This is a genomic window from Sporolactobacillus sp. CQH2019, assembly GCF_028765345.1.
Classification (GTDB): domain Bacteria; phylum Bacillota; class Bacilli; order Bacillales; family Sporolactobacillaceae; genus Sporolactobacillus.
In genome coordinates this window covers 353,732-377,157 of the sequence record NZ_JARAJZ010000003.1, presented here as the reverse complement: position 1 = coordinate 377,157, position 23,426 = coordinate 353,732, and the positions used below count along the sequence as shown (strand labels likewise).

The following is a 23,426-nucleotide window of genomic DNA, read 5'->3' as shown; positions in this document are numbered from 1 at the left end:
TCTAATCCGGTTACTTTCAATTCATCGTCCTCTGTAAAAATTTAAAAATCAGCTTTTTTTCGATAATGATGATTTTCCTGAGATTCCGGGATGAGTCATCGCTCGCGGATCCAGGATGATATTCAGTTCTTCTTCTGATAACACGCCTTCCTCTAAAATAATGTCTCTAACCGGTTCCCCGGTTATAATTGCTTTTTTAGCGATGGAAGCCGCTGTCTCATAACCCACATGGGGATTGATCGCCGTAATGACGCCGACACTATGCTTAACGTACTCTTCCATTTTCTCTTTATTCGCCGTGATTCCCTGCAGGCAGAATTTGCTGAAAACGGTAAAAACATGGGTCATTATTTTAATGGACTGTAGTAAATTGTAGGCAATGATAGGTTCCATGACGTTTAATTCCAGCTGACCCGCTTCACAGGCCATACCGATTGTGAGATCATTTCCAACAATTTGAAAAGCACTCTGGTTTAACACTTCCGGTATAACCGGATTTACTTTCCCCGGCATGATTGATGAACCCGGCTGACGGGGAGGCAAGTTAATCTCGTTTAACCCGCACCTCGGCCCGGAAGACAGCAGCCGCAGATCATTCGCTACTTTCGACATATCCAGCATGCATGTTTTTAATGCGGCATGAACTTCCAAATAGACATCCGTGTTTTGCGTTCCGTCGATGGGATCTTGTGCGCCTTTGATCGGGAATCCCGTAAATTCCGCTAAATGATGAATCACTCTCCTAATGTATTCTTTATCCGCATTGATACCGGTGCCGATAGCCGTTCCCCCCATATTGACACTGTACAGGTTCTCGCGGGTGGCGCGGATTCTTTCAATATCTCTTTTCAGAACGGCAGCATACGCCGCAAACTCCTGGCCCAGCATGATGGGAACCGCATCCTGCAATTGTGTCCGTCCCATTTTTATATCATCTTTAAATTCTTCCGCCTTGATCACAAAATCATGATGTACTTCCTCCAATGTTTTCAAGAGCTTTTCCAGTAAAAAGAGCGCAGACAGATGAATGGCCGTCGGATAGGAATCATTGGTCGATTGTGACATATTGACATGGCTGTTCGGACTGACGACCTTATAATTTCCTTTCTCTTCTCCCAGTATTTCAAGTGCCCGGTTGGCAATCACTTCATTAGTATTCATGTTAACGGATGTCCCGGCTCCGCCTTGAATCGGATCAAGAACAAATTGATCATGAAATTCTCCTTTTAATATTTCATCTGCTGCCGTAACAATCGCCTGGGCAATTTTCTCGTTTAATTGACCAATTTCCGAGTTTGCAAGAGCAGCTGATTTTTTAATAACAGCCATCGCATTGATGAGCTCATCATCAATGTGATATCCAGTGATCGGAAAGTTGTCGACGGCTCTCATCGTTTGTACACCGAAATAGGCATCCAAAGGAACGTGTTTTTCTCCCAGAAAATCTCTTTCAACCCGGTAATCTTCAGTTTTACTGCTCATCTCAGATCTTCCTCCTCTAACGAATGACGGATTTCAAGTGACGAATGTTGAAAAACGGACCTTTTATTGGCTGATAGGTTTATCCTTAATCAGTTTCAGCCTCACCCCCTTGGCGGCCGGATATTGAACTGCATCAGCAACTTTTACCGCCCCGGCCTACTGTCAGAGAGAAAAGGCGAGCCGAAGAACAGACGGTTGGAATGACACTCATTCAGTTGTCCGCCCGCACGAATAATCGAAGCCTCCGCTAATATCTCCGTCGGATTGATAAAGGGGCCCTCAAACTTGTATAAATATTGTGCAGATGAGAGTTCCGTACATCCTAGCAGGAAAGCATCCGCCCCCTTGTTCTTTAATTCTTCAACACATTCAAAAAACAAATTCGTACCGGCATCGTAATTTCCGTTTTTAATGACTTCATAAATGAATTTCATTAGTTTTTGTTGCTTTTTTTCCGGAACAACGGTTTTAATGGCTAACCGGTGATAACAGTGTTCATAGATTTTAGTTTTTAGCGTTCCGTCTGTCGCCATAATTCCGACAACCGTTTCCTGTCCGTATTTTTGCTTTGTGTCTTTCGCGGTCTCTTCAATCATGTCAATAAACGGGATATGCACTTTCGCCTGAATCGCATCTATAAAATAGTGTGCCGTATTGCAGGGCATGATTAAAAAATCGGCGCCGCCCTGCTCTAATCGTTCAGCGGATTTTATCAGCTCCGGCCGGGGATCTTCACCATTGCCGATGATTGCCTCCGTTCGGTCGGGAATACGGGTATTGCTGTCAATCAAGACATGGATATGGTCCTGATCCTTTGCTGCCTTCGTTCGGGCAATGATGCGGCGATACAGATCACTTGTTGCCAGAGGCCCCATTCCGCCGATTATTCCGATTGTTTTCATGTTATGATGTTTCTCCTTTCGTTTGTTTTGTGTTTTGTATCTATCGACCGACGATCGACGCGATTAGAGTAAAAAGTGGATGGATAGCATACCGATGCCAACTGCGCAGGCGGTCGAAATAAGACCGGGAAGCATAAAGCTGTGATTCAATAAATATTTGCCGACATGCGTCGTTCCTGTCGTATCAAAATTGAGCGCTGCAACAACCGTGGGATAGTTCGGGATGAAGAAGTAGCCATTGACCGCCGGGAACATGGCAGCTAACAGTGCAGGATTGATGCCGAGCGTGATGCCGAGCGGCATAAGTGTCTGAACCGTTGCCGCCTGACTGTACAAAAGTATGGAGAGAATAAATAGGGCAAAGACAAACAGCCAGGGCGCCGCATGAACGATTGTGGAAATGTTTCCCGTAATAAATTTTGCATTGCCTTGGAAAAATGTGTCCCCCATCCAGGCAATGCCGAAAATCGCCACGACAGCGGCAGCGCCAGCCTTGAATACGCTGCCTGATACAACCTTCTCGACGTCTCCTTTACAGATCAGAAGAATACACGCTGCGGCCGTCAGCATAATAATTTCAATGGTGACAGGCATTCCCATCCGAGTAAACTTTCCATCGACCATCCACCCCGGACGGAGGTTCGAAAAAGTGCCCATAAGGACAACAAATAAAGCGGCGCAAAGGAATAATACACAGGATATTTTGGATGCTTTCGTCGCTACGTAGGCCTTTTTTTCTTTGTTTATCGGATCGATCAGTTTCTCTTGCAGACGTTTTAAATAGACCGGATCGTCTTTCAGCTCTTTACCCATTTTGTTAGATACTAGTGCAGCAATCATGACGCCAATAAAAGTAGCGGGAACGCAAATCATCATAATCTTAGGCAGACTAATGCCAAAAGGATCCAGTAACGCCACCATAGCAACGGTTGCTGCCGATATCGGGCAGGCCGTGATTGCCTGCTGCGATGCAATGACGGATACTGACATAGACCTTTCAGGCCGTTCGCCGCATTCTCTGGACACTTCGGCAATCACCGGTAAAATGGCATAGGCAACATGCCCGGTGCCTGCCAAAAACGTAAACAAATAGGCGATGATCGGCGCAAGAAAATTAATGTATTTTGGATGACTGCGTAAGATTCTTTCAGCTAGACTGACCAAATAATCCATGCCGCCAGTAGCTTGCAGGCATCCGGCCGTTGTCACAACCGACAGAATCATCAGCATGACATCAATCGGTGCAGTTGCGGGCTGAAGGCCGAAAATATATACAAAGATAGCTAATCCTACCCCGCCCATCACTCCAAGGCCCAGACCGCCGATCCGTGCACCTACGACGATGCACGCCAATAAAATGATTAATTCAATCCAAAACATACGTTCTTTACCTCCCGTCATTTCTCATTTGAAAATCGTGATCCTTTCATATTTCAAAAACGAAGAAGGTTCTATTGACTTCTAATCTGGATGCGAAGGAATGGATGATTTGCCCCCGAAGATTTTAAATCGCCTTTGTTTCCCGATTGATGTCTTCTGGAACCGTTTTCACTATATAAGCCGGGCGACAAATAAAGACAAAAAGATACAAAAACAGACTTAATGTTCAAAAAAGCGTCATGAAAATGCGGTAAATATTTTTACTGGATGAACGCATTCGCTGTGTATTCATAGAAGAGATATCTTTCTGGATGTACTGATAATAGAGGGGGTTTTCGTATAACAACTTCGAAATTACCGGAGCTGTTATAAGTTATAATAAAAGATGGAACGAAGGAATGAAGTTGAGCAAGTCCCCGTAATCAGGGTGATGAGCATAAATGGAAAAGAAACATCGGATTTTAATGAGCGAAAAAGCGATTGTTTATTTCATCATGACAATAATCGTACCGGTAGCGGGGGAATTCAGATTCTATCCATTGCAGGGGATTTTTCGCGTCAGTCTGGGAACACCGATTTTCCTTTTTTTTCAACTGTGGTTCAAGAATATCAGGTCTGCTCCGGCCGGCTGCGCGGCCGGAGTCTCCGTTGTTCTATTCCGAACCCTACTGATTGAGTTAAGCTCCCATACACAATATAAAGAAGCTATGATTCTTTGCTTTCCGGCTCTTTTTTATTATCTTGTTTACGGATGGTTATTCCATGTATGTAAAGTCAGACAGAACCTGCGTTTCCCCCTTCTTGCAGGTCTATTAACAACAGGAATTGAAATTATCTCCAGCCTTGTGGAAATCGTGATAAGAGCTGCTTTATATCAGGATAAAATTACGTTAAGCGGATTGCTCCTCATTTGCTTAGTTGCGTTCATTCGCAGTTTTTTTGTTCTCGGATTATTTTATATCATCATTTTTTCTAAAGTTGTGAAGGCTGAAGAAGCATTACAGACTAAAAATGAAAAAATGCTGTTCCATTTTTCTAACTTGATGGTAGAAACTGTTCAATTAAAGAAATCATTGCGTAATATCGAGCAACTGACAAAGAATTGTTATGGACTGTATAATTTTTCAAAAAATGTAAACGATCTCATTGCCAAAAGAGCACTTGAAATAGCCACGGAGGTGCATGAAATAAAAAAAGATCATCAGCGTATCTATACCGGATTGGTCGAACTGATGAAAAAAGATGAAACATCTGATTATATGAGCATCGACGATATTTTAGCTATTATTGTCTCTTCCAATAATAGCTATCAGCATTTTTTAGGAAAAAAGATAAAGTTTGCCGTCACCGTTTGTGGTAAGCATCCTTTATACAATGCTTATTTTCTTTTGTCTGCAATCAATCATCTCGTTACAAACGCAGTTGAGGCGATTGAAAAATCAGGATCGATCACTTTGACGGCCGGCAGCCAATTAAATCTTCTTATTATCAAAATAACAGATGATGGGCCGGGGATAGCAGAAAGAGGACGCAAATTAATTTTCCAGCCTGGTTTTACGACAAAATTTGACTCGGCTGGAAATGCTTCAACAGGAATTGGCTTAACCTACGTTAAAGATTTTATTGAACATCTCGGAGGCACGATTGAACTTGATCAGCATACAAAATCAGCAAAAACATCATTTATTGTCGCTTTGCCGATTGATCGTATTAGCGAAAAGGGAGGCATATAATCGATGAGATTTTTTATTGCGGACGATAATGATTCTATTCGCGCCATTCTATCAAACATTATAGAAGATGAAAAACTGGGAACTGTCGAAGGGGAGACTGCCGACGGATCCAAAGTATGCACAGAGGTTCTGATGTCAAGACAAATTGATATATTGCTGCTTGATCTTTTAATGCCCCAGCGAGACGGCATTGAAATCATACGGTCTATCATGCCGGCCTATAATGGAAAAGTAGTCGTTATTTCACAAGTCGAGACCAAAGATTTAATCGGCAAAGCATTCTCATACGGCATCGACTACTATATTTTGAAACCCATCAACAAATTGGAAATCGTCAATATTGTGAATAAACTGCGAGAACGTATTTTACTCGAAAACTCAATTCAAGATATCTACAAACGTGTCGAACAAGTAAAAATAGAACTGCCCAGGCGAAAAATAGCTGTAAAAGAGAACAATCACAACGGTATTCGCGAAAGAGGAAAACATTTATTAATTCAACTTGGCGTCACCTATGGGAGAGGTTACGTAGAACTTCTTGATCTTCTTGAGGCCATATCAAACATTGAAGACGAAAGGCAGGATAAAATGGAATCTATACCTTTAAAAACACTTTTTAAAAGCTCTTGCCTGAAGAAATACGGAAACAGTAATCATCTGCCCAGAGTTATTCAATCAGCCGAACAAAGCGTGAGGCGGGCAGTCCATCAATCTCTGGATCATATTGCAGCCTTAGGTGTGGAGGATTATTCAAATCCTGTCTTCGAACGCTTTGCACCTCAGTTTTTTGATTTTAAACAAATACGAATAAGGATGCAGCAAATACAAAATCCATTAAAAATCAAGGAATGGGAACATGTCCATATTAATATCAAAAAATTTATTCAATCCTTATATTTTGAAGCAATCAAAAAAGACGAGTTTCGTTAAATAAAATCCGCTGTATCCATTCCTTAATGAACGGATCCCTTGAAGCCGGATGGAACAGTTTCCTGTAAAGCAGACAGTCTAAAGATAAAACTACCGGGAGATGACTGATAGACCAGCTAAAACGACCGATAAATCGAATGCGACAGCCGATAAACTGCACCTAACGGTAGAGCACGACGGCCGGTAAACTGCTAAACGGCCCGCTACGGCCGATAATGGACAGAGATGCGATCCATACCCAGCCAGACCGCCGGCCAGTCTCGCCCCGAAAAAAGAATGAATCGCCCTAAAGCAGTGAACGATCGCCCTAGAATGGTCTCGATTCGCCCTATTCTGACGGAGTATCACCCTGTCATGAGTTTAAACCAATCGGGTACAGCTTACTGTTCCGATATTCGTACTTATTGATTCCAGTCCGTTTACTGGCGATTATTTGGCTGTTACTGTCGATTTTCTGACGGTTATTGTTGATATTCTGTATTTTATTGATGATAAACGTCGATTTACTGCCGATATCCAGCGTCTTCCAGCGATTTCGGTCTCGATTCACAGAGATATTCGGCAGACCGAAAAAAAAGATCGGGCGTTTCCGCCAGATGACGCCTGTTCATGCACGATATCCCCTTTTCAGAGGGAAAAATCACCGTTCACAGGAACATTCAAAAGAATAGGCTGGCGTTCGCGCCAACCGATCACTTTTCGAAATAATTGGGAACGCTTTCAGATCGGCTCAACCGGATATATACTCATTATTCGTAAAATCGTTTGATAGGGTAAAGTTTTCGACCGCTTTTATCGAATATAATATAAGTGAAACCTTTTTGAAACCTTTTTGCTTTTGTGCATGGGCGATCAAATGAGGCTGCGGGAGTACAGAAAATCGCATGTTTTTCCCCGAAGTCTTCTTTCCTTTTTAGCAATATACTGTACATGAGTAAATCGTCGGGTCAGGTCCTTCGGCCAGGTTAAGGAAAAACCGGCGTGTGCTTTCAGCTTGTTAAAGAGATTCAGCTCAATTTTTTTCAATACCGTGCTGATTTCCCGGCAGTGCCCGAGGGATGACGAATATCGGGAAACCGTTACACTATTTTCTTTCAACAGGAACAATAAAGTTTGAAATCGGCTGTCGGCCGGATCCGCAGACCCATAGGAAAGAAAGCATTTCACTCAAAGCGGCCGTTTTTAACGGATAAAGAACCGGCCGGAGGCAGCTACAGGCTTTTCAGCTTCTCGAATCGTTCATCATTGGCCGGAAAAGGTCTAATCCGCATCTTCTGTACCGGAATCGGGGAACAGCAGTCGGTTCTGTTTTTCAATCGGCCCATGCACAGCATTATTGCAGATTTAGGATCAGCGCCCGTTCCTGCAGGTCATAAACTTTGACCTGGGGACCGGGTGCTATTTGCCGTATGGTCCGATTCCGGCGAAATAAATGGGTTTGTAAGCGGATTTATTCGGCCGGAGCATGATTGGCTTTCGATAAAGGTGATGCCGCCTTGCTTCCCGCCCATTTTCACAAGGAAAGGCTCATTGCATGAGAAAATTGGTTTCAAGTGCTTCCAAAAGTTTTTCACGTATATAAGGGAGGTTTAAAACGTGGAAACGGAAATAAGCGAACAGAAAAGTCTGGACAGAAAACATTGGCGCTGGACATTGGGCGCTTCCCTTGCCAACTATATTGATTCCGGATCAATTGTCGCCGGCGGTGCGGCTTTAACATTATGGCAGGGATACTTTCATTTAAGCAATTGGACTGTGGGTGCGCTCAGTGCTTTCAGTTCAAATGCAATTTCCGCCGGCATCGGCGCGTTGATCGGCGGATGGCTTTGCGATAAAGTCGGCCGAAAGAAAATCTATGAATACGATTTGCTTTGCTATATTGTCGGCATCATCATTCTTGTAAGCGCTTCTTCATCATGGATGCTGATTCTCGGCTACGTCATTATGGGCCTGTCTGTCGGGGCCGACATCCCGGCTTCCTGGACAATCATCGCCGAGAATGCGCAAAATAAAAACCGGAGCAGACATGGCGGTGCGGCTCAGTCTCTCTGGGCGGTGGGCGTCATGGTGACACTTTTAATCGCGTCCCTGACAACGCCATTAGGGATTTGGGGCGTACGTATCGTATTCCTTCATCTGGCTCTTGTCGCCCTTATAACCTGGCTGATGCGCACCGACATGCCGGAATCCAAAGTCTGGATCAGCGAACGCCAAAAAATAAAACAAGGATCTTTTGATCCGTACAAGGTGAAGCTATCCAGCCTTTTTAAAGGTCAAAATCTGAAGGACCTCATCTTTCTGATTGTTCTCTTCGGCGTATGGAACTTTGCGGCAGGTACGAACGGTTTCTTCCTCCCGTATCTGCTTAAGAATTTCGGCAATCAGACCCAGGTAACCAGCCTGATCTTTCAACTGTGCGAATATGCGGTCACGTTTCTTGCCTGTACTTTTATCTTCATGAAATTTGCCGATAATCCTAAGGCACGAAGATGGCTGTTTCTTTCCGGAGCAGGGCTCTGTGTGCTTGCCATGTCGCTTTTTGCATTCTTCCCGCTGAATACCGGTATCGCAATCCTCTTTGTTCTCTTTTGGGGCTACGGCAACGGCTGCGGTGAACAGCAATTTTATCAGATCTGGGCCAGCGAGCTCTTCCCGACGCGATTCCGTTCGACGGCGCAAGGCTTTATGTGGGCCGTCATTCGTATCTCGCTCGGATTTTGGAGCATGTTTGTCCCGATTCTGGCAGCGATGGGATTCCACCGCCTCGGCCTGCTGATGACAGGATTCACCCTGGTATCCCTGGTGGTCGGCCTCGTTTTCATGCCGAATACGGGAGGAAAATCCTTGGGGCAGATCGAAAAGGAACAAGGACAGGCTTTGTAAGGCTCTATAGACCTTTTTGCTAAAGCGGCTCCGGCCAATAGCACTTTGGGTAATCGTGCGATGATGCCTCGCCGGAGTAAAGACTAAGACAACCTCTAACCAGAACCTGCCGATTGACCCTATAAATACTGATACAATCCACTCTGTTCACATGACAACAAGCGTTGGGAAGAAAAATCCAACGTTTTTTTTCATTTATCTCCGGATGCTGCTAACTTAGTCACCAACAATTTTCTTTGACATCCGGGGCTGAGTTCACATTCGAGATCATGATGTAACTTTCAGATTGGGCTTTGTATTTTCGTATTACTGGTCACACCCAATCATCTGACATTCTGTATTATTGTCGTACTGAGCAATAGTAAGAAACGTTGTCAGATGAATTCAGAATAATTGCCTGGCAGATCCGTTCACCTTATGGCGGTTCAGCTGATGACATCAACTTTTCAGACTAAATCAGATGAAAGCCCTGTTGAAAACATACTAGTGCAGAAAGTACGATGGTACTCTCTGCACCTCTTTTAGTGGTGGTAAAGATAAGGTCGCGTGGCTAATGGGCATCTTTCGTTAGATGATCCAGGCGACTGATCAATTATCCCAAGAAAGATTCTGGACTGGTACAGAAGTTTGAACACAAGTAGCAGATTAGTTATTTCTAATTATATCCATATTAAATTTTTTGAATTTTTTATATAAAGTGCTACGATGAATTCCTAATTCTTTGGCTGTCATTCTACAATTATAATCATTTTCCCTCAAACAATTTAATAGTATTTCTTTCTCTATCTCATTCAAAATATTATCCAATGATTTATAATCGCTCAAAAATTTGTTGGTGTGTACTTTGCCGACAATATTAGCAGGTAAATGTTCATCTAAAATTTTATCACTATCAGATATTGCATAGGCTCGTTGAATAACATTTTTCAGTTCGCGAATATTTCCAGGCCAATCATATTGTTGAAGCAATCTCCACGCCGATGATGCTATGTGTTTTTTTATTCCAAAATGTTGATAAAGCTCATCCATGAATACATTTATAAAGAATTGAATATCTTCCGATCGTTCTCTTAAAGGAGGAATTTTTACAGGAATAACATTCAAGCGATAATACAAATCGGGACGAAAAGTATGATTTCGCATACTCACATCTAAATTTTGATTAGTAGCAGCCAGAATACGTACATCAATTGGTTTCGGTTGAAGCCCGCCAATCCTTTCTACTTCCTTTTCTTGCAATACCCGCAAAAGTTTCACTTGCATACTTAATGGAAGCTCTCCAACTTCATCTAAAAATAGTGTACCTCCATTAGCCATTTCAAATTTCCCCGGTTTACCTCCTTTTTTAGCTCCAGTAAATGAGCCTTCCTCATATCCAAAAAGTTCGGACTCTAATAACTCATTAGGGATTGCTGCACAATTAATTTGAATAAATGGCTTCGTTGATCGATCACTCGCATTGTGAATCGCTGTCGCAAAAACTTCCTTTCCTACCCCTGTTTCACCGGTGATAAGTACACTAAAATCATTTTCAGCTGCCTTTTTTGCTACGGCTTTTGCCTCGAGAAACTTAGGGCTTGAGCCGATCATTGACTCAAAAGTATATCCTGTTTCCCTCCTTTTTAATTCACCTCTGAAGTACTTTGACTTATTATCTATATCTTGAAATTTTTCTGCAAGTAATTTAGTTTCCTTAGAAAATTTTACTTGACCTACTGCTGCAATAACCTGATCACCATCCGTAACAACTGTCCGTGTCACTGCTACAACAGATTTTTTAACATTTTGTCCTTCGACGTATTGATAAACATCGACATCCGTTCGGCCCGTTAGTAATATATCTATTAATTCATAATTTTTTATTACGTCTAAAATATATTTCCCAATGACCTCTTCTTTTGTCTTAAATCCTAAAAATTCATAGTACGCTTTGTTGATATAGATAATATATCCATTTTTATTAACAAAGATGAATCCATCTGTTGAAGTCTCCAAAATATCTTGGTATATTAGATTATTCTCACAAATAGATTTTACTGTTTTTTCTCGCTTGGCTACAGATAAATCGTTTTCCTTTGGCATACAATCACCTCGTTTATTTTCCCAGTACACAAGAATATTTCAATAATTTCCAGGAAAATCATGAAGATATAAGGAAAACAGGGATTCTCACTTACCCCTGTTTCCTCCGCACCTTATCCTCATATAGATAAAATCTATGCTATTATATTTCTCTTTACAAAACTGCGATTTTATCGTAGAAATTTTACATTGTAAAAATTATCACATAAATACGAAACCAGCAAATCCCTTGTTATTGAAATTCAGTTGTCACCAGCTATTATTTAACTAATTTCACTTTAACACCTTCAATATAATATAACTATAACTATTCCCACACATGTTTCATATTAAAAATTAATCAGCTGACTTTTTTTCATGATAACTTACCGCAGCACATTACCTGAGATAACAATTCTTTGGACTTCCGACGTTCCTTCATAAATTTCTGTTATTTTAGCATCACGCATAAGGCGTTCCACTTTAGCACCTCTAATATAACCATAACCACCATGAATTTGTAATGCTTTTATTGAATGTTTCATTGCAGTTTCAGAAGCGAAAAGCTTCGCACTCGCAGCTTCTAAAGTGAATGGTTTTCCTTGATCTTTCAACGATGCAGCATTGCGAACCATTAATCTTGCAGCCATAACATCTTTTGCCATATCGGCTATCATCCATTTAATTGCCTGTTTAGCGGCAATCGGCTTACCAAACTGATGACGTTCCTTCGAATAACTAATCGATTCTTCCAAACATGCTTGCGCAATCCCTACCGCCTGTGCAGCAATTCCGACACGTCCACAATCTAGAGCAGTCATTGCAACCTTAAAGCCTTCTCCAACTTTTCCCAATACGTTTTCTTTAGGAACGCGACAGTTTTTAAAAATAAGCTCTGTCGTATGAGATCCTCTGACACCCATTTTATCTTCATGTTTGCCAACTTCAAAAGGTGAAACACTCTTTTCCACAATAAAAGCAGTGATTCCTTTTGTTCCCGGTTCAGAACCAGTTCTAGCCATTAAAATAACAACACCGGCACCATCACCATTTGTAATAAACATTTTCGTTCCATTAATCACGTAATGATCTCCATCTAGAACAGCAGTTGTGCTCACAGCTCCGGCATCCGAGCCCGCTCCGGCCTCCGTAAGGGCGAATCCTCCAAGAACCTGATAATGAGTCAGCATTGGCAAGAATTTTGCTTTTTGTTTTTCTGTCCCAAATACAAGAATAGGACTTTGTGTTAAAGTATGAACTGCCAATACAACTGCTGTAGAGGCACATTGCTTTGCTAACTCTTCAATCACTAATGCATAGCTAAGAAAATCAGCACCTCCACCACCATATTCAGTTGGTGTAGGAATGCCTGTCAATCCCAGTTCCGCTAATTTTTTCATTGTTTCTGCAGGAAAAACTCCTTCACGATCAATTTTTTCAGCCAGCGGTGCAACTTCTTTTAATGCAAAGTCTCTGGCCGACGATTGAATAAGTTGTTGTTCCTCAGTTAATGGAAATCCCATATAAACCCCTCCAAATATATTTTATTTCAAAGCTTAGTTTCTCTCGGAAAATTTTTAGTACGTTCCGTTCAATAAGAATCCATCATATACCAGCTCACGTAGGTGTCCTTTGCTTAGCAAGGAAACTTATTATCTTTAACTCAGCCATACCGAAAATGGACACCAAAAGTACCATTTGGATATACCCATTTTACAATGCCTTTATTACCATAATCTCGGCACACCACCCGGCATGTCCCACATTCCAGACAGCCAGCATAGTCAAAAACTATTTTATTGTCTTCTTTCTTTCGATACAATCCTGCTGGACAAACCATCAGACAGGGTTCCGTTTTACATTTTGCACAGATCTCTGGATCTAGCACAATATGAGGATTCTGTTCGTCTACGTTGAACTTATCATAGCCCAATAATTCTTCTACCTTCTGCCGTTTAATGCTCATAACGCTCTAAGCCCCTTCCAACCGTCAGATAGTAGATTCTTCAACCCAACATCTTGTTTAACGACCTTCTGAATCGACTTCAGCATCTTCTTCGGAATTTTCCCATCTACGGTAAATAAAAAATGCATTATATCGTTTGCCATTAGTGGATATTCTTTAAACAAACGGGGAATTTCCATCATCACCGGATACTTTCTATATATTTTCATTGTCGGCAGAATCGTCTCCGACAATTTTTTCGTATAGATGTTTCCCACTTCTGTAGCATTCTGCGCTTCCAAATAGGCATTCGCAGCTGCAATGGCACTGGCAATCGCCAGATCCATCCCCCGGATCGAAGTCCCCATATTAATGCACAACCCACCTGCATCGCCGACAACCAGTAATCCTTCCCGATATAATTTTTTCGGCACACCGTTATAACCCGCTTCGCTTACTAGATGCGCTCCATACTCAACTGTCTCGCCTCCTTCAATTAGCGGATATATTGAGGGATGCATTTTAAAGTCCTGCATAATGTCCGGTAGTGGCTTCTTTTGTTCACCAAGTTTCTCTGGCGCAATAGCCAATCCTAATGAAATACTATTCCTATTGGTATACAGAAAGCCGCCACCCCCGATTCCTTCGGTGACCCCCAAAAACAGCCGAGCCGCTCCCTCGCCCTTTGAGAGACCAAATCGGGCATTAATGATTCCTTCCGGCAACTCAATCAGTTCTTTAACACCGACTGCAATTTCCGCTCCGATCAAATCACCTCTCAAACCCGCCTTCTGAGCTATAAAACTATTAATACCGTCGGCGGCAACAACTAAATCGGCCAGCATTTCCTCGTCACCCATTTTCACACCGATGATCCGACCGTCTTTTTCGATCAAATTTTCAACTAAGATTCCGCCGGCAATAACTGCCCCGGCTTCTTCCGCTTGCTCAGCCAACCAAGGATTAAACACTGCCTGAAGCACGGAATAGGACTGTGGCACATCTTCCTTAAAGTCATAGTCTGTATAGTCGATGGTCAAAGCGCCCTGTGAATGTGTCATAGCTATCTGTTCTTTCACAATAGGCCTTTCCAAGGGAGCCTGGGAAAACAATTCTTTCCCTAATAATTTTTCCAGAGAGTAAGTATAAATCCGACCTCCGGTTAGAGTTTTTCCTCCACAGGATTCACCCCGTTCAACAACAACGACCTCTTTCCCAGCTTTCGCCAGCAGGTAGGCACAGGACAGCCCAGCCATCCCACCACCGATAACCAGTACGTCTACCTTTTCCTCTCCGCTCATCTTTCTGCTCCTCTATCCGCTTATTTCGCCTTCTGAATGGCACTAATAAGTGCCGGAACAATTTTTACGTAATCGCCGACAATGCCGTAATCAGCTGCGGCAAAAATCGGCGCATTCTCGTTTATATCAATTGCCACAATCAATTTTGAATCACGCACTCCAGCGATATGTTGTACCTGTCCCGATATACCAACCGTCAGATAAAAAGAAGGCGTAATCTTCTGGCCAGATATGCCAATATAACGTTCCATCGGCAACCATTGGGCATCTTCAGCAATTGGACGTGTGCAACCCACTTCAGCACCTAAAGCGTCGGCCAATGCTTCAATGAGTTTGATGTCTTCCTGTTTCCCTACACCACGGCCAAAACCTACTACTTTGTCGGCCGTGCCAATATCGGCGCCTTCATGAACAATAGGATGAACTTCCCCTATAGAGAGACGATTGTCATTTATAGCTTCTATCTTGACGATTTCGGCACTAAGAGAAGAATCAACTTGCATCGGATCGAACAATCGAGCAGGCACAGTGACAAGGCATCCCTTGCTCAGCAGTTCTGTGCTAATGACCAAACCACCGTACATCAAGCGATCTGTTTCAAAGCCGTCGCTACCTATACGCACGGAAAATGCATCTGAAACCAACCCCGTCTGGACGCTAGCCGCAACTTTAGCAGCCAGATCCTTTCCTCTGAGCGTTCCTCCAATTAGAAACAGTTCTGGTTGGTATTTGGCAGTAAGATCAGCAATCGTTTTAGCATAGCTTTCCGGCCAAAGGCTATTATCTTTAATCAGATAGACTGTATCTGCACCGCATTGTCCAAGTTCAACAGCTTTATCTTCAGCTAACGTAATGGCACTTACCTTTCTTCCGCTCTTTTGTGCCAGATCGCCTGCCAAGGTCAGGAGCTGCTTTGTAATTGTAATATCTTCTGAGTACACCCATATCTCCGACATATCTTTCTCCATCCTCCTTATATAATGCCTTCTTTTTGCAGGCTTGCGACAAGTGCGTTTATATTATTAACTGGGTCGTTATCTTTATAAATAACGTTTTTGCGACTCATCACATAGGGTTTCATACTCTTAACTTTTGTTTTTGGAGTAAGCGCTGCAGTATCAAGACCCAAATCGGCTACTTTAACTTCTTTGATCGGCTTTCTTGCGGCTCCCATCGCTTGCTTAAGACCAGGTATCCGCGGTGTGTTAATTTCCGGCAGTACAGTCAACAATACGGGGAATGTAGCAGATACTGTTTCAGTGCAATCACTAAGTTTACGTGTAGCTATCACCTTGTCCCCTTCAATATTAAAATTACTAACAAAAGTAATGGCCGGAATGCCAAGCAAAGTAGCGATACGTGGTCCTACCTGTTGAGCATATGTATCGGCTGCACCTTCGCCACAAAGAATAACATCATAGTCACCCATTCGTTTAGCAGCAGCTGATAGTACATTGGCGGTAACAAAGGCATCCGCCATAGCAGCATTGTCATCATTAACCCAGACTGCATCTCCCGGTCCGCGCGACAAAGCATCTTTTAATGATTGTTTGGCAGAACTTCCTCCATAAGTCAGAGCTGTAATGCTTCCACCTTTTTTTTCAACTTCCAAAGCAGCTGCCTCAATCGCATTACGGTCATAATCGCTAATCTTTGACCTAGCACGGCCAATATCTAATTTAGATGCTTGTAAATCTATCTTAATATCCTGTTCATCTAATACCCATTTGTAGCAGATCAGAAATTTTGGCATAATTCCGCTCCTTTTATTAATTTTCCGGAGTTTGTTCAGCTCCGGAAATTGATAACATTTTATTATTAAAGACTAAGCTTTTTTAAATCGTCAGTAAATCTAATCATTTCTTTTCCATGATCATCATAACTGCCTCTCCGTCAATGACAGTTTTTCCGTTTTGATTTGTCACAACGGTATGCAGTTTTACAATTCTTTTATCATCCCGTTTTTCTGTTACTGTCGCCTTTGCCGTGACCGTATCCCCAAATTTAACCGGTGCCGTGAACTTTAAATTTTGACCTAGATATAGTCCGCCTTCTCCTGGCAATTTAGTTCCCAACACAGTAGAAATAAAACCGGCTGTCAATATTCCATGAGCAATCCTTTCTTTGAAACGGGAATTTTTGGCATACTCAGCGTTGATATGGAGAGGATTAAAATCTCCTGTTACACCGGCAAAGGTCTCGACATCATGTACGGTGACCGTTTTTGAAATAGTTGCGCTGTCCCCAATCTTAATCTCTTCGTAGTTCATTTTTTCTTGCTCCCTTCAATTCATTATTATCAAAAGCCATTATCATAATTGGCTGGTCCTAGCTTTCCTTTAAATCACCCGATCTAAATCGACAACATTTATTCTTACCGTCCCTGATTCACAGCTCCAACTTTTTTCCCTAACTTTTCCTTCAAAGCCCTTTCGCATATTTTGGGGACAAGCTCGGAAATATGACCGCTATATTGCGCCACTTCTTTCACCAAGCTTGAGCTCAAAAATGAATATTTATTGTCCGCGATCATGAAAAAGGTTTCTGCTGAGGGATAAAGCTTTTTGTTAAGCAATGCGATTTGCATTTCATATTCCAAATCCGATATGGCCCGAAGTCCGCGAAGAATCGTATGGATATTCTTTTCAATCAAATAATCGATAAGCAATCCTTCAAAACTATCAATAGCTACATTGTCAATTCCTGAAGTTGCGTCTTTTAAAAAAAAAGGCGTTCTCCGACTGTAAACAGTGGTTTTTTGCAGGAATTTTTAAGAACGGCAACAATCACCTGGTCAAACAGCAAACTGCTCCGTTTAATGATATCCAGATGGCCAAACGTAACGGGATCGAAACTGCCTGGATAAACGGCGATTCTGCGCATAAATTCTTCCCCCCTTGATTCTTGTACCGTGGAAATACAAGAATATACAGCTTAACTCATTTCAAATTCTTAATTTCTGAAATGACCGCCGGAACGGCTTTATTCAATCTCTGATAACCCCATAAAACAAAATTTCAGGAACAGGCACTTCGACATCGAACGGGAATTCTACTTTAGAAAATATATCCTTACGAATCATACTTATTTTCGGGAAAACGCCATTGTCGGCGACTTCCCATTCACTATTGCCTTTGCCAATTTCGGCTTCACTAATCAAAGTAATGGAAACGTTTTCAATTGTTTCTATTGATGCATAAGCGATGTGCGAATAGGTAAAGTAAATCTACTCAATTTATTGAAATTGCCAAGAGATATAATCAGCATAAAAAAACCTGCTAGACACCAAACCTTGTTTTTTTATCCTTAAAAATTACCCATTACACGAGCTTAAGATTCATTGGTTCATCTTTAAAAATCCGTTCATCCATGATTTTTAGATTTTCAGCAATGATTGGCCGAAATTCCATCTGACTAATAACATCTTTTTCAAGATCAACGCCGGGTGCGATTTCAATAAGAACCATGCCCTCTTTTCTTAACTCAAAAACAGCTCTTTCAGTTATATAGAAAACCTTTTGTCCTGCTTCCGCTGCATATTCCCCACTAAATGTGATTTGTTCCACATGTTTTTTAAATTTTTTATTTCTTCCTTCTTGAATAATCTTTAATCTACCATCACTAATTTCTGTTTTTAAACCACTCGCGGTAAATGTACCACAAAATACTAATTTCTTTGAGTTTTGTGAGATATTAATAAAGCCACCCGGTCCAACTACTCGCCCACTGAATTTACTTACATTAAGATTTCCGTCCTCATCAGCCTCCGCTAAACCAAGATAACAGATATCCAAACCGCCGCCATCATAAAAATCAAAATTATAATCTTGGTCAATGATTGCTTCTGGATTTAGACTTGCACCAATGCCAAGCCCACCAGCCGGAATACCACCTATTGCACCTGATTCAATAGTTAGTACTAATTGATCAGACAATCCTTCTTCTGCTGCGACATTTGCAACACCATCTGGAACACCAATTCCTAAATTTACAACTGCTCCTCGCCTTAGCTCCATAGCAGCACGTCTTGCACAAACCTTCCGTTGATTCAATTTCATTTTCTCAAGTCTGTCGACGGGTACCTTGATTTGCCCAGACCATGACGGATTAAAAGAGGAGTCCACAAATGATTGACAATGGTTTTCTGGCTTTGCAACGACTAAGAAATCGACGCAGATTCCTGGTATCTTAACATATTGAGGATTTAAGCTTCCTTTTCTTGCTATTCTCTCGACCTGTGCAATAACAATGCCACCTGAATTTTTGGCCGCTTGTGCCATTTGAATCTGTTCACTGAAGAGAGCCTCTTTTTCAACCGTGATGTTTCCGTTTTCATCGGCAGTAGTACCCCGAATTATTGCTACATTCACAGGGAAAGGCTTATATCTCAAGTATTCTTTATTATCAATTTTGATAAGTTCAACCACTTCTTCTTTACTAATGTCATTGGCACGGCAGCCCTCTACTCTGGGATCTGCATAGGTTTTTAACCCTACGTGGGTAATAACTCCAGGTTTTTTTCCAGCGATTGCCCTCAAGATATGAGTCGTCACGCCCTGGGGTACTATATAACATTCCACCTTATTTTCACTAACTAGATTTGCAAGCTTTGGGGCTAACCCAATATGGCCACAATATACTTTGCGAACAAATCCTTCATGACCGAAATGGTTCATACCCCGATCTTTCTTATCTCCTACTCCTGCACAATTCATAACAAAAAGATTTTTGGGTGATCCAGTTGTTAAAAATCTTTTTTCCAGTGCTCCCAACACCTCCTCCGCCGTTGCAAAGCCAACGAATCCTCCAACAGCTATGCTCTGACCATCCTTAATTAAATTTGCAGCTTCCGCTGACGAAACTATCTTTGCCATGTTTATACCCCTCCCAAGAGTATTTATCTAGCTCAATATCATCACGTCCGTGACCTTGCTCCTTCCCTCCTTTCTACCAAAATCAATAAAATATTTACGGGTGAAATGTATTTTAAAATGATGTCCGGATCATCTACAATTTTTAATGCATTATTTGTGCCAATTTGATTATCGATATAAAAACAGCACTTTAAGTGTTTCTAAAGAGATAAGTCAATCAAAAAGTTGCGATCTTGCGACTTTCATCATAATAAAATCGCACTAAATGTTTATCCCCTCTTGAAATGGTTAGACTTTGACAAATAATAAGAGACATGTCTCCAAAGGGAGACATGTCTCTTATTATCAACAGCCGCGGCCATTAAAGTACGATTTTTTAGTTTAAAATAGATCCTCGATACTAAATCTTCACTAAATCTTCAACGTTTCCTTCTCTATATAAATTATACATAGTTAAACTGACTGTTCTGTCGTTTTTAGTATAATGTCAGCCGAGAGTTTTTAAGCGACGAGAATACACACCAATCTTTTCGAAAATAATGACCGACATCTGAACATTTCTGAATGGTGAAGGCCAGACGCTAAAAACCAATAGAGTCATTCATGATCTTATAACGATTCCCCCTTACTCACTACAAAATAAAAGCGGCGCAGAGGGTTTCATCATACTTCTCTGCACCAATAAGGTTAGTATGTTTCCACTATAATCTTGTACTTGAGTCTACTAGATAAGTAGAGACTAAATGTGACGATGAATTGTATCGCAAGCAAAAAAATGTACACGGTACACGCATTCTAAAAACACCGGAAAAGGACAGAGAATGATAAGCTAATGATCATCAAGAAAGAAGAGATGTTTTCAAACACTTTGAAGACATGATTAACTTTTTTCCACTTGAAGCGGGTAGTTCCTTCTTATTGATTGACAAAACCCGTCTTTAAGAGAACCAAGCTTATCGAAATGTCCTTTTTGCTCTAGATAGCAGTGAAGAAAGTTTAACAATTAGGCCATTCTCGTCACCTCAATTGCTATATTTCTGAAATGACATCCAAACACCTTTGTTCAGATCACCGATGACTCCACGGAATGATTTTATCTGACACACTTCCAAGGGCGTAAAGAAGTAAAAAAAATATCACAAAATTTTCAGCTTCATATATTACAATTGTTACGGTGAAATAACTTCAATACAAGGAAATGGATGTGATCGTCACACCCATTTTCAGCGATTAAGTGCTCGCCGATGAGCATCCATTGTATTTGCGGATACCCATGTCATTGTTTTGGTTTTGGTTTCGGTATCAACTAACACCTTTAGCAAGAAAGGCTTCTTCAGTATCAAATCCGACGAAAATCTATGCATAATTGCAAACTCGTAATAAACATACTCTCCCTACTACAAACCGATAACTTATGTTTTCAACCTCTTATCCCATGCCCAAGACGATACTCAGTCCTAAAGTTAACACAGCTTGGAACAATACAAGAACAACACCAACAGGAAAAACCATATAAAGATAGGACTCTTTAAAATCCACTTGCGTCAAGTTGAACTCGGTCTGGAGAAATCCACAGTTTGGCAAAGATCCCAAGCTAAGGCTAGTAACTGTAGCTACCCGATGTAATGCCTGCGCATTGGTAAGAGGAAGAAAATACTTCTGCAGAATAGGAGCTGCCATGGCAATACCACCTGAGGAAGATCCAGTGATTCCGGCTAAGGCACCAGTGGTAATGAGACCACCAAGCAGCGGGTTACCTCCCATGTGGGCAACCAAATGGATCAGCGTTTCAAAACCCGAGGTTGCGGCGACGACAGCGCCAAAACCAACAACCGCGGCAGTATTGATAGCGGCCGACATTGTGTTGCTGCAGGCCACTAGAAAGTGGTTCTTGATCTCCTGCCAAACATGCGGAAGAGTCTTAAACTGTAAAACCACGGCAGAGATACAACCTACCAGCAGCGAATACTCAACTGATAACTTGGCTACATTCAGCGCCAACAACAGCAATATAATAGGCAAGATCGCTAGGATAAAATTAGATTTTCGTTTGTTTCCCGCCTTGAATTCAGCCTCAGCCGCTACTTCTGATTCATCAGTTCTGTAACAAGCCCCTCTAGCTCTCTCGCGTTTTTCCCAATAGGACATCCATATCATAGCCAGAACAAAATAGACGATACATGAGATCAGACCTGGAATCCACGCCGCAGCCACTGTCGTTCCTAGATATCTGGTGGGCACGACATTATAAATAGATGGTGTAAAGGGAGCCGTAGAGCCGCAATAGGCTCCAATAGTGAATGCGCCGATAATAAAATATCGTGGCAAATTTGCCTTCTTACAAAGCTGAAGCGCTATAGGCAATACAGCGAAAATGCACACAAAAATAGAGATGCCGCTAACAGTTAAGATTAGTGTGGTCAGGGCCATGCCAAGAACAATACTCTTCTTGCCTACAAGATTTACCACCTTTTCAGCGATACTATCAGCGGCACCTGATATCTCCATAATTTTGCCAAACAGCGAGCCAAACAGGAGCATAATGAAGTAACTCTTTATGAAATTGACAAAACCGGTCATATAAGTGGCCATCAAGCCATCGTACACATTCATCCGAAAAAGCAACAGCACCAATGCACTGCAGAGAATACCTGAAATGGGTGTGGGGACGCCTTTAAAACAAAAATATGCCAAAATAATCAAACCGATACAGATAATTAAAATGTTCACGACGTTACCTCCTAATTTTCTTAAATTGTCTAACTGCGCACTCTTATTTCAACTAAATCTCAACAGGGAGTGTCCAACAGCGACTAGCATTTCATTTTATTCTAATCATTCAAAAAGTAAGAAAATTTGCCACGCTTTTTGGCCGCTTTTTTCAACAGACATTTTAAAATGAATGTAAATCTTTCATAGACCTTCTGACTTTCAAATAATCCGGGCCAGTTATTTTGCAAAAGTCACGGATATAACACACGAATTCTTTTGGCTTGTCGTTCTTTGCCATATGTGTGCAGCTCCTCATGCGATACAAAACAGCATCCTCAATTTGAGACGCTATATATTCAGCAGTCCGGGTGTAATAAATCGAACCGGGATCTGCGAAAATGACTGCTGTGGGAACCGTGATATTTTTCAGAGTTCCGCGGAAATCGGGTTCACACATGGATTTCCAATAGAAATAACTGGACTTCTTCTGCTCCTCCAAAACGCCTACCATAGCATTAATCATCTCCGTGCCGCCCGCGCCGATATTCCGTATAATCCGATTCTTGAGTTCGTTCAAGTCATAATCGAAATTTCTGAGGCTGGTCTTGTTTGGTGCAACTATTTGCTCCACAAGGAAAAGAATAAACTGTTCATAATTATTCCTGATGTTCTTTAAATCAGATTCATAATGATCTCGTGTATACCGACCTTGATAGAGTCCAAACTTCCAATTATCCTCATTGATGATTTTCGGTGTCATATCTCCGATGATGATTCTCTCAACTCTATCGCAACCGAACTGTTCTACATAGGAAAAGAGTACGGCAGCACCCATAGAGTATCCCAGTAACGTAGCGTTTTTTATTCCGAGATGCTTCAACAAACTCGTAATATCCCGTGCAGATTGTTGAATTCCGATTTCTCCCCTCCCCTCCGTCTTGCCATATCCCCTCTGGTCGAAACAGATGCAGCGGAATTGGTCTTTTAAAAGGTCAAACATCGATAGATCTTGCTCAGTGGAACCACAAAATCCATGAGCATATACGATAGGCGTTCCTTTTCCAAAATCAATATAATAGATATCTGTTCCATCTTCAGCCGTAAAAACTTTGTAATCAACTGACATTTTGCAACCTCCTCTTATCTTCTAATTGGCGGCAAAGCAATGTCATGGTTGGTTTCGCACCTTTCACATTCCGTCAATCATCTCTCTGTTTTTGATT

16 protein-coding genes and 1 pseudogene are annotated in these 23,426 nt (G+C 41.7%); 3 read left to right on the top strand and 14 right to left on the bottom strand.

All coding sequences use genetic code 11. The annotated features are described in order from the left end of the window. Positions 1 to 48: 48 nt before the first annotated feature. From aspA to OYT88_RS06500, 3 genes are all read right to left on the bottom strand, one after another. Entirely contained in the window at positions 49 to 1,482 is a 1,434-nt protein-coding gene (gene aspA, locus OYT88_RS06510) for an aspartate ammonia-lyase (RefSeq protein WP_274398739.1), read from the bottom strand. Between the two features lie 143 nt (positions 1,483 to 1,625). Then, complete coding sequence (gene cuyB / locus OYT88_RS06505) at positions 1,626 to 2,384, bottom strand: cysteate racemase (RefSeq protein ID WP_274398737.1); 759 nt, start codon at positions 2,382 to 2,384, stop codon at positions 1,626 to 1,628. Between the two features lie 63 nt (positions 2,385 to 2,447). Continuing rightward, on the bottom strand, positions 2,448 to 3,764 hold the full coding sequence (locus OYT88_RS06500) for an anaerobic C4-dicarboxylate transporter family protein (protein WP_274398735.1): 1,317 nt from the start codon (positions 3,762 to 3,764) through the stop codon (positions 2,448 to 2,450). Between the two features lie 440 nt (positions 3,765 to 4,204). Between OYT88_RS06500 and OYT88_RS06495 the strand changes: the two genes are divergently transcribed. From OYT88_RS06495 to OYT88_RS06485, 3 genes are all read left to right on the top strand, one after another. After that, positions 4,205 to 5,497, top strand: a complete 1,293-nt coding sequence (locus tag OYT88_RS06495; protein ID WP_274398734.1) for an ATP-binding protein — start codon at positions 4,205 to 4,207, stop codon at positions 5,495 to 5,497. 3 nt (positions 5,498 to 5,500) lie between these two features. Further along, positions 5,501 to 6,427: a response regulator gene (locus OYT88_RS06490; RefSeq protein WP_274398733.1), complete on the top strand. Its 927-nt coding sequence runs from the start codon at positions 5,501 to 5,503 to the stop codon at positions 6,425 to 6,427. Between the two features lie 1,596 nt (positions 6,428 to 8,023). Next, positions 8,024 to 9,310: an MFS transporter gene (locus OYT88_RS06485; RefSeq protein ID WP_274398732.1), complete on the top strand. Its 1,287-nt coding sequence runs from the start codon at positions 8,024 to 8,026 to the stop codon at positions 9,308 to 9,310. Positions 9,311 to 9,955: 645 nt separating this feature from the next. On the opposite strand, the gene OYT88_RS06480 is transcribed toward OYT88_RS06485, so the two are convergent. The 11 genes and pseudogenes from OYT88_RS06480 to OYT88_RS06430 all read right to left on the bottom strand — a co-directional run bounded on the left by OYT88_RS06480 (position 9,956) and on the right by OYT88_RS06430 (position 23,329). After that, positions 9,956 to 11,392: a sigma-54 interaction domain-containing protein gene (locus tag OYT88_RS06480; protein WP_274398731.1), complete on the bottom strand. Its 1,437-nt coding sequence runs from the start codon at positions 11,390 to 11,392 to the stop codon at positions 9,956 to 9,958. 365 nt (positions 11,393 to 11,757) lie between these two features. Then, positions 11,758 to 12,894: an acyl-CoA dehydrogenase gene (locus OYT88_RS06475; RefSeq protein WP_274398730.1), complete on the bottom strand. Its 1,137-nt coding sequence runs from the start codon at positions 12,892 to 12,894 to the stop codon at positions 11,758 to 11,760. Positions 12,895 to 13,034: 140 nt separating this feature from the next. Continuing rightward, a complete protein-coding gene (locus tag OYT88_RS06470; protein ID WP_274398728.1) occupies positions 13,035 to 13,337 on the bottom strand; it encodes a ferredoxin family protein in 303 nt (100 codons plus the stop codon). Further along, entirely contained in the window at positions 13,334 to 14,617 is a 1,284-nt protein-coding gene (locus OYT88_RS06465; protein WP_274398726.1) for an FAD-dependent oxidoreductase, read from the bottom strand. Before OYT88_RS06465 ends, OYT88_RS06470 begins: the two co-directional genes overlap by 4 nt. Before the next feature lie 20 nt (positions 14,618 to 14,637). Further along, positions 14,638 to 15,585 carry an electron transfer flavoprotein subunit alpha/FixB family protein gene (locus tag OYT88_RS06460; protein ID WP_274398724.1) on the bottom strand — a complete coding sequence of 316 codons (948 nt, stop codon included), beginning with the start codon at positions 15,583 to 15,585 and terminating at the stop codon, positions 14,638 to 14,640. Positions 15,586 to 15,590: 5 nt separating this feature from the next. Then, a complete protein-coding gene (locus tag OYT88_RS06455) occupies positions 15,591 to 16,370 on the bottom strand; it encodes an electron transfer flavoprotein subunit beta/FixA family protein (protein ID WP_274398722.1) in 780 nt (259 codons plus the stop codon). Positions 16,371 to 16,473: 103 nt separating this feature from the next. After that, positions 16,474 to 16,887, bottom strand: coding sequence for a MaoC family dehydratase (locus OYT88_RS06450; RefSeq protein ID WP_274398720.1), 414 nt, complete (start codon positions 16,885 to 16,887; stop codon positions 16,474 to 16,476). Between the two features lie 104 nt (positions 16,888 to 16,991). Continuing rightward, a pseudogene (gene coaD / locus OYT88_RS06445) lies at positions 16,992 to 17,500 on the bottom strand (pantetheine-phosphate adenylyltransferase). A gap of 437 nt (positions 17,501 to 17,937) precedes the next feature. Beyond that, the gene (locus OYT88_RS06440) at positions 17,938 to 19,491 is read right to left on the bottom strand and encodes an acyl CoA:acetate/3-ketoacid CoA transferase (RefSeq protein ID WP_274398718.1); all 1,554 of its coding nucleotides are present in this window, start codon (positions 19,489 to 19,491) and stop codon (positions 17,938 to 17,940) included. Positions 19,492 to 20,919: 1,428 nt separating this feature from the next. Next, on the bottom strand, positions 20,920 to 22,221 hold the full coding sequence (locus tag OYT88_RS06435) for a GntP family permease (RefSeq protein WP_274398717.1): 1,302 nt from the start codon (positions 22,219 to 22,221) through the stop codon (positions 20,920 to 20,922). Positions 22,222 to 22,384: 163 nt separating this feature from the next. Continuing rightward, positions 22,385 to 23,329, bottom strand: a complete 945-nt coding sequence (locus tag OYT88_RS06430; protein WP_274398716.1) for an alpha/beta fold hydrolase — start codon at positions 23,327 to 23,329, stop codon at positions 22,385 to 22,387. Positions 23,330 to 23,426: the final 97 nt, after the last annotated feature.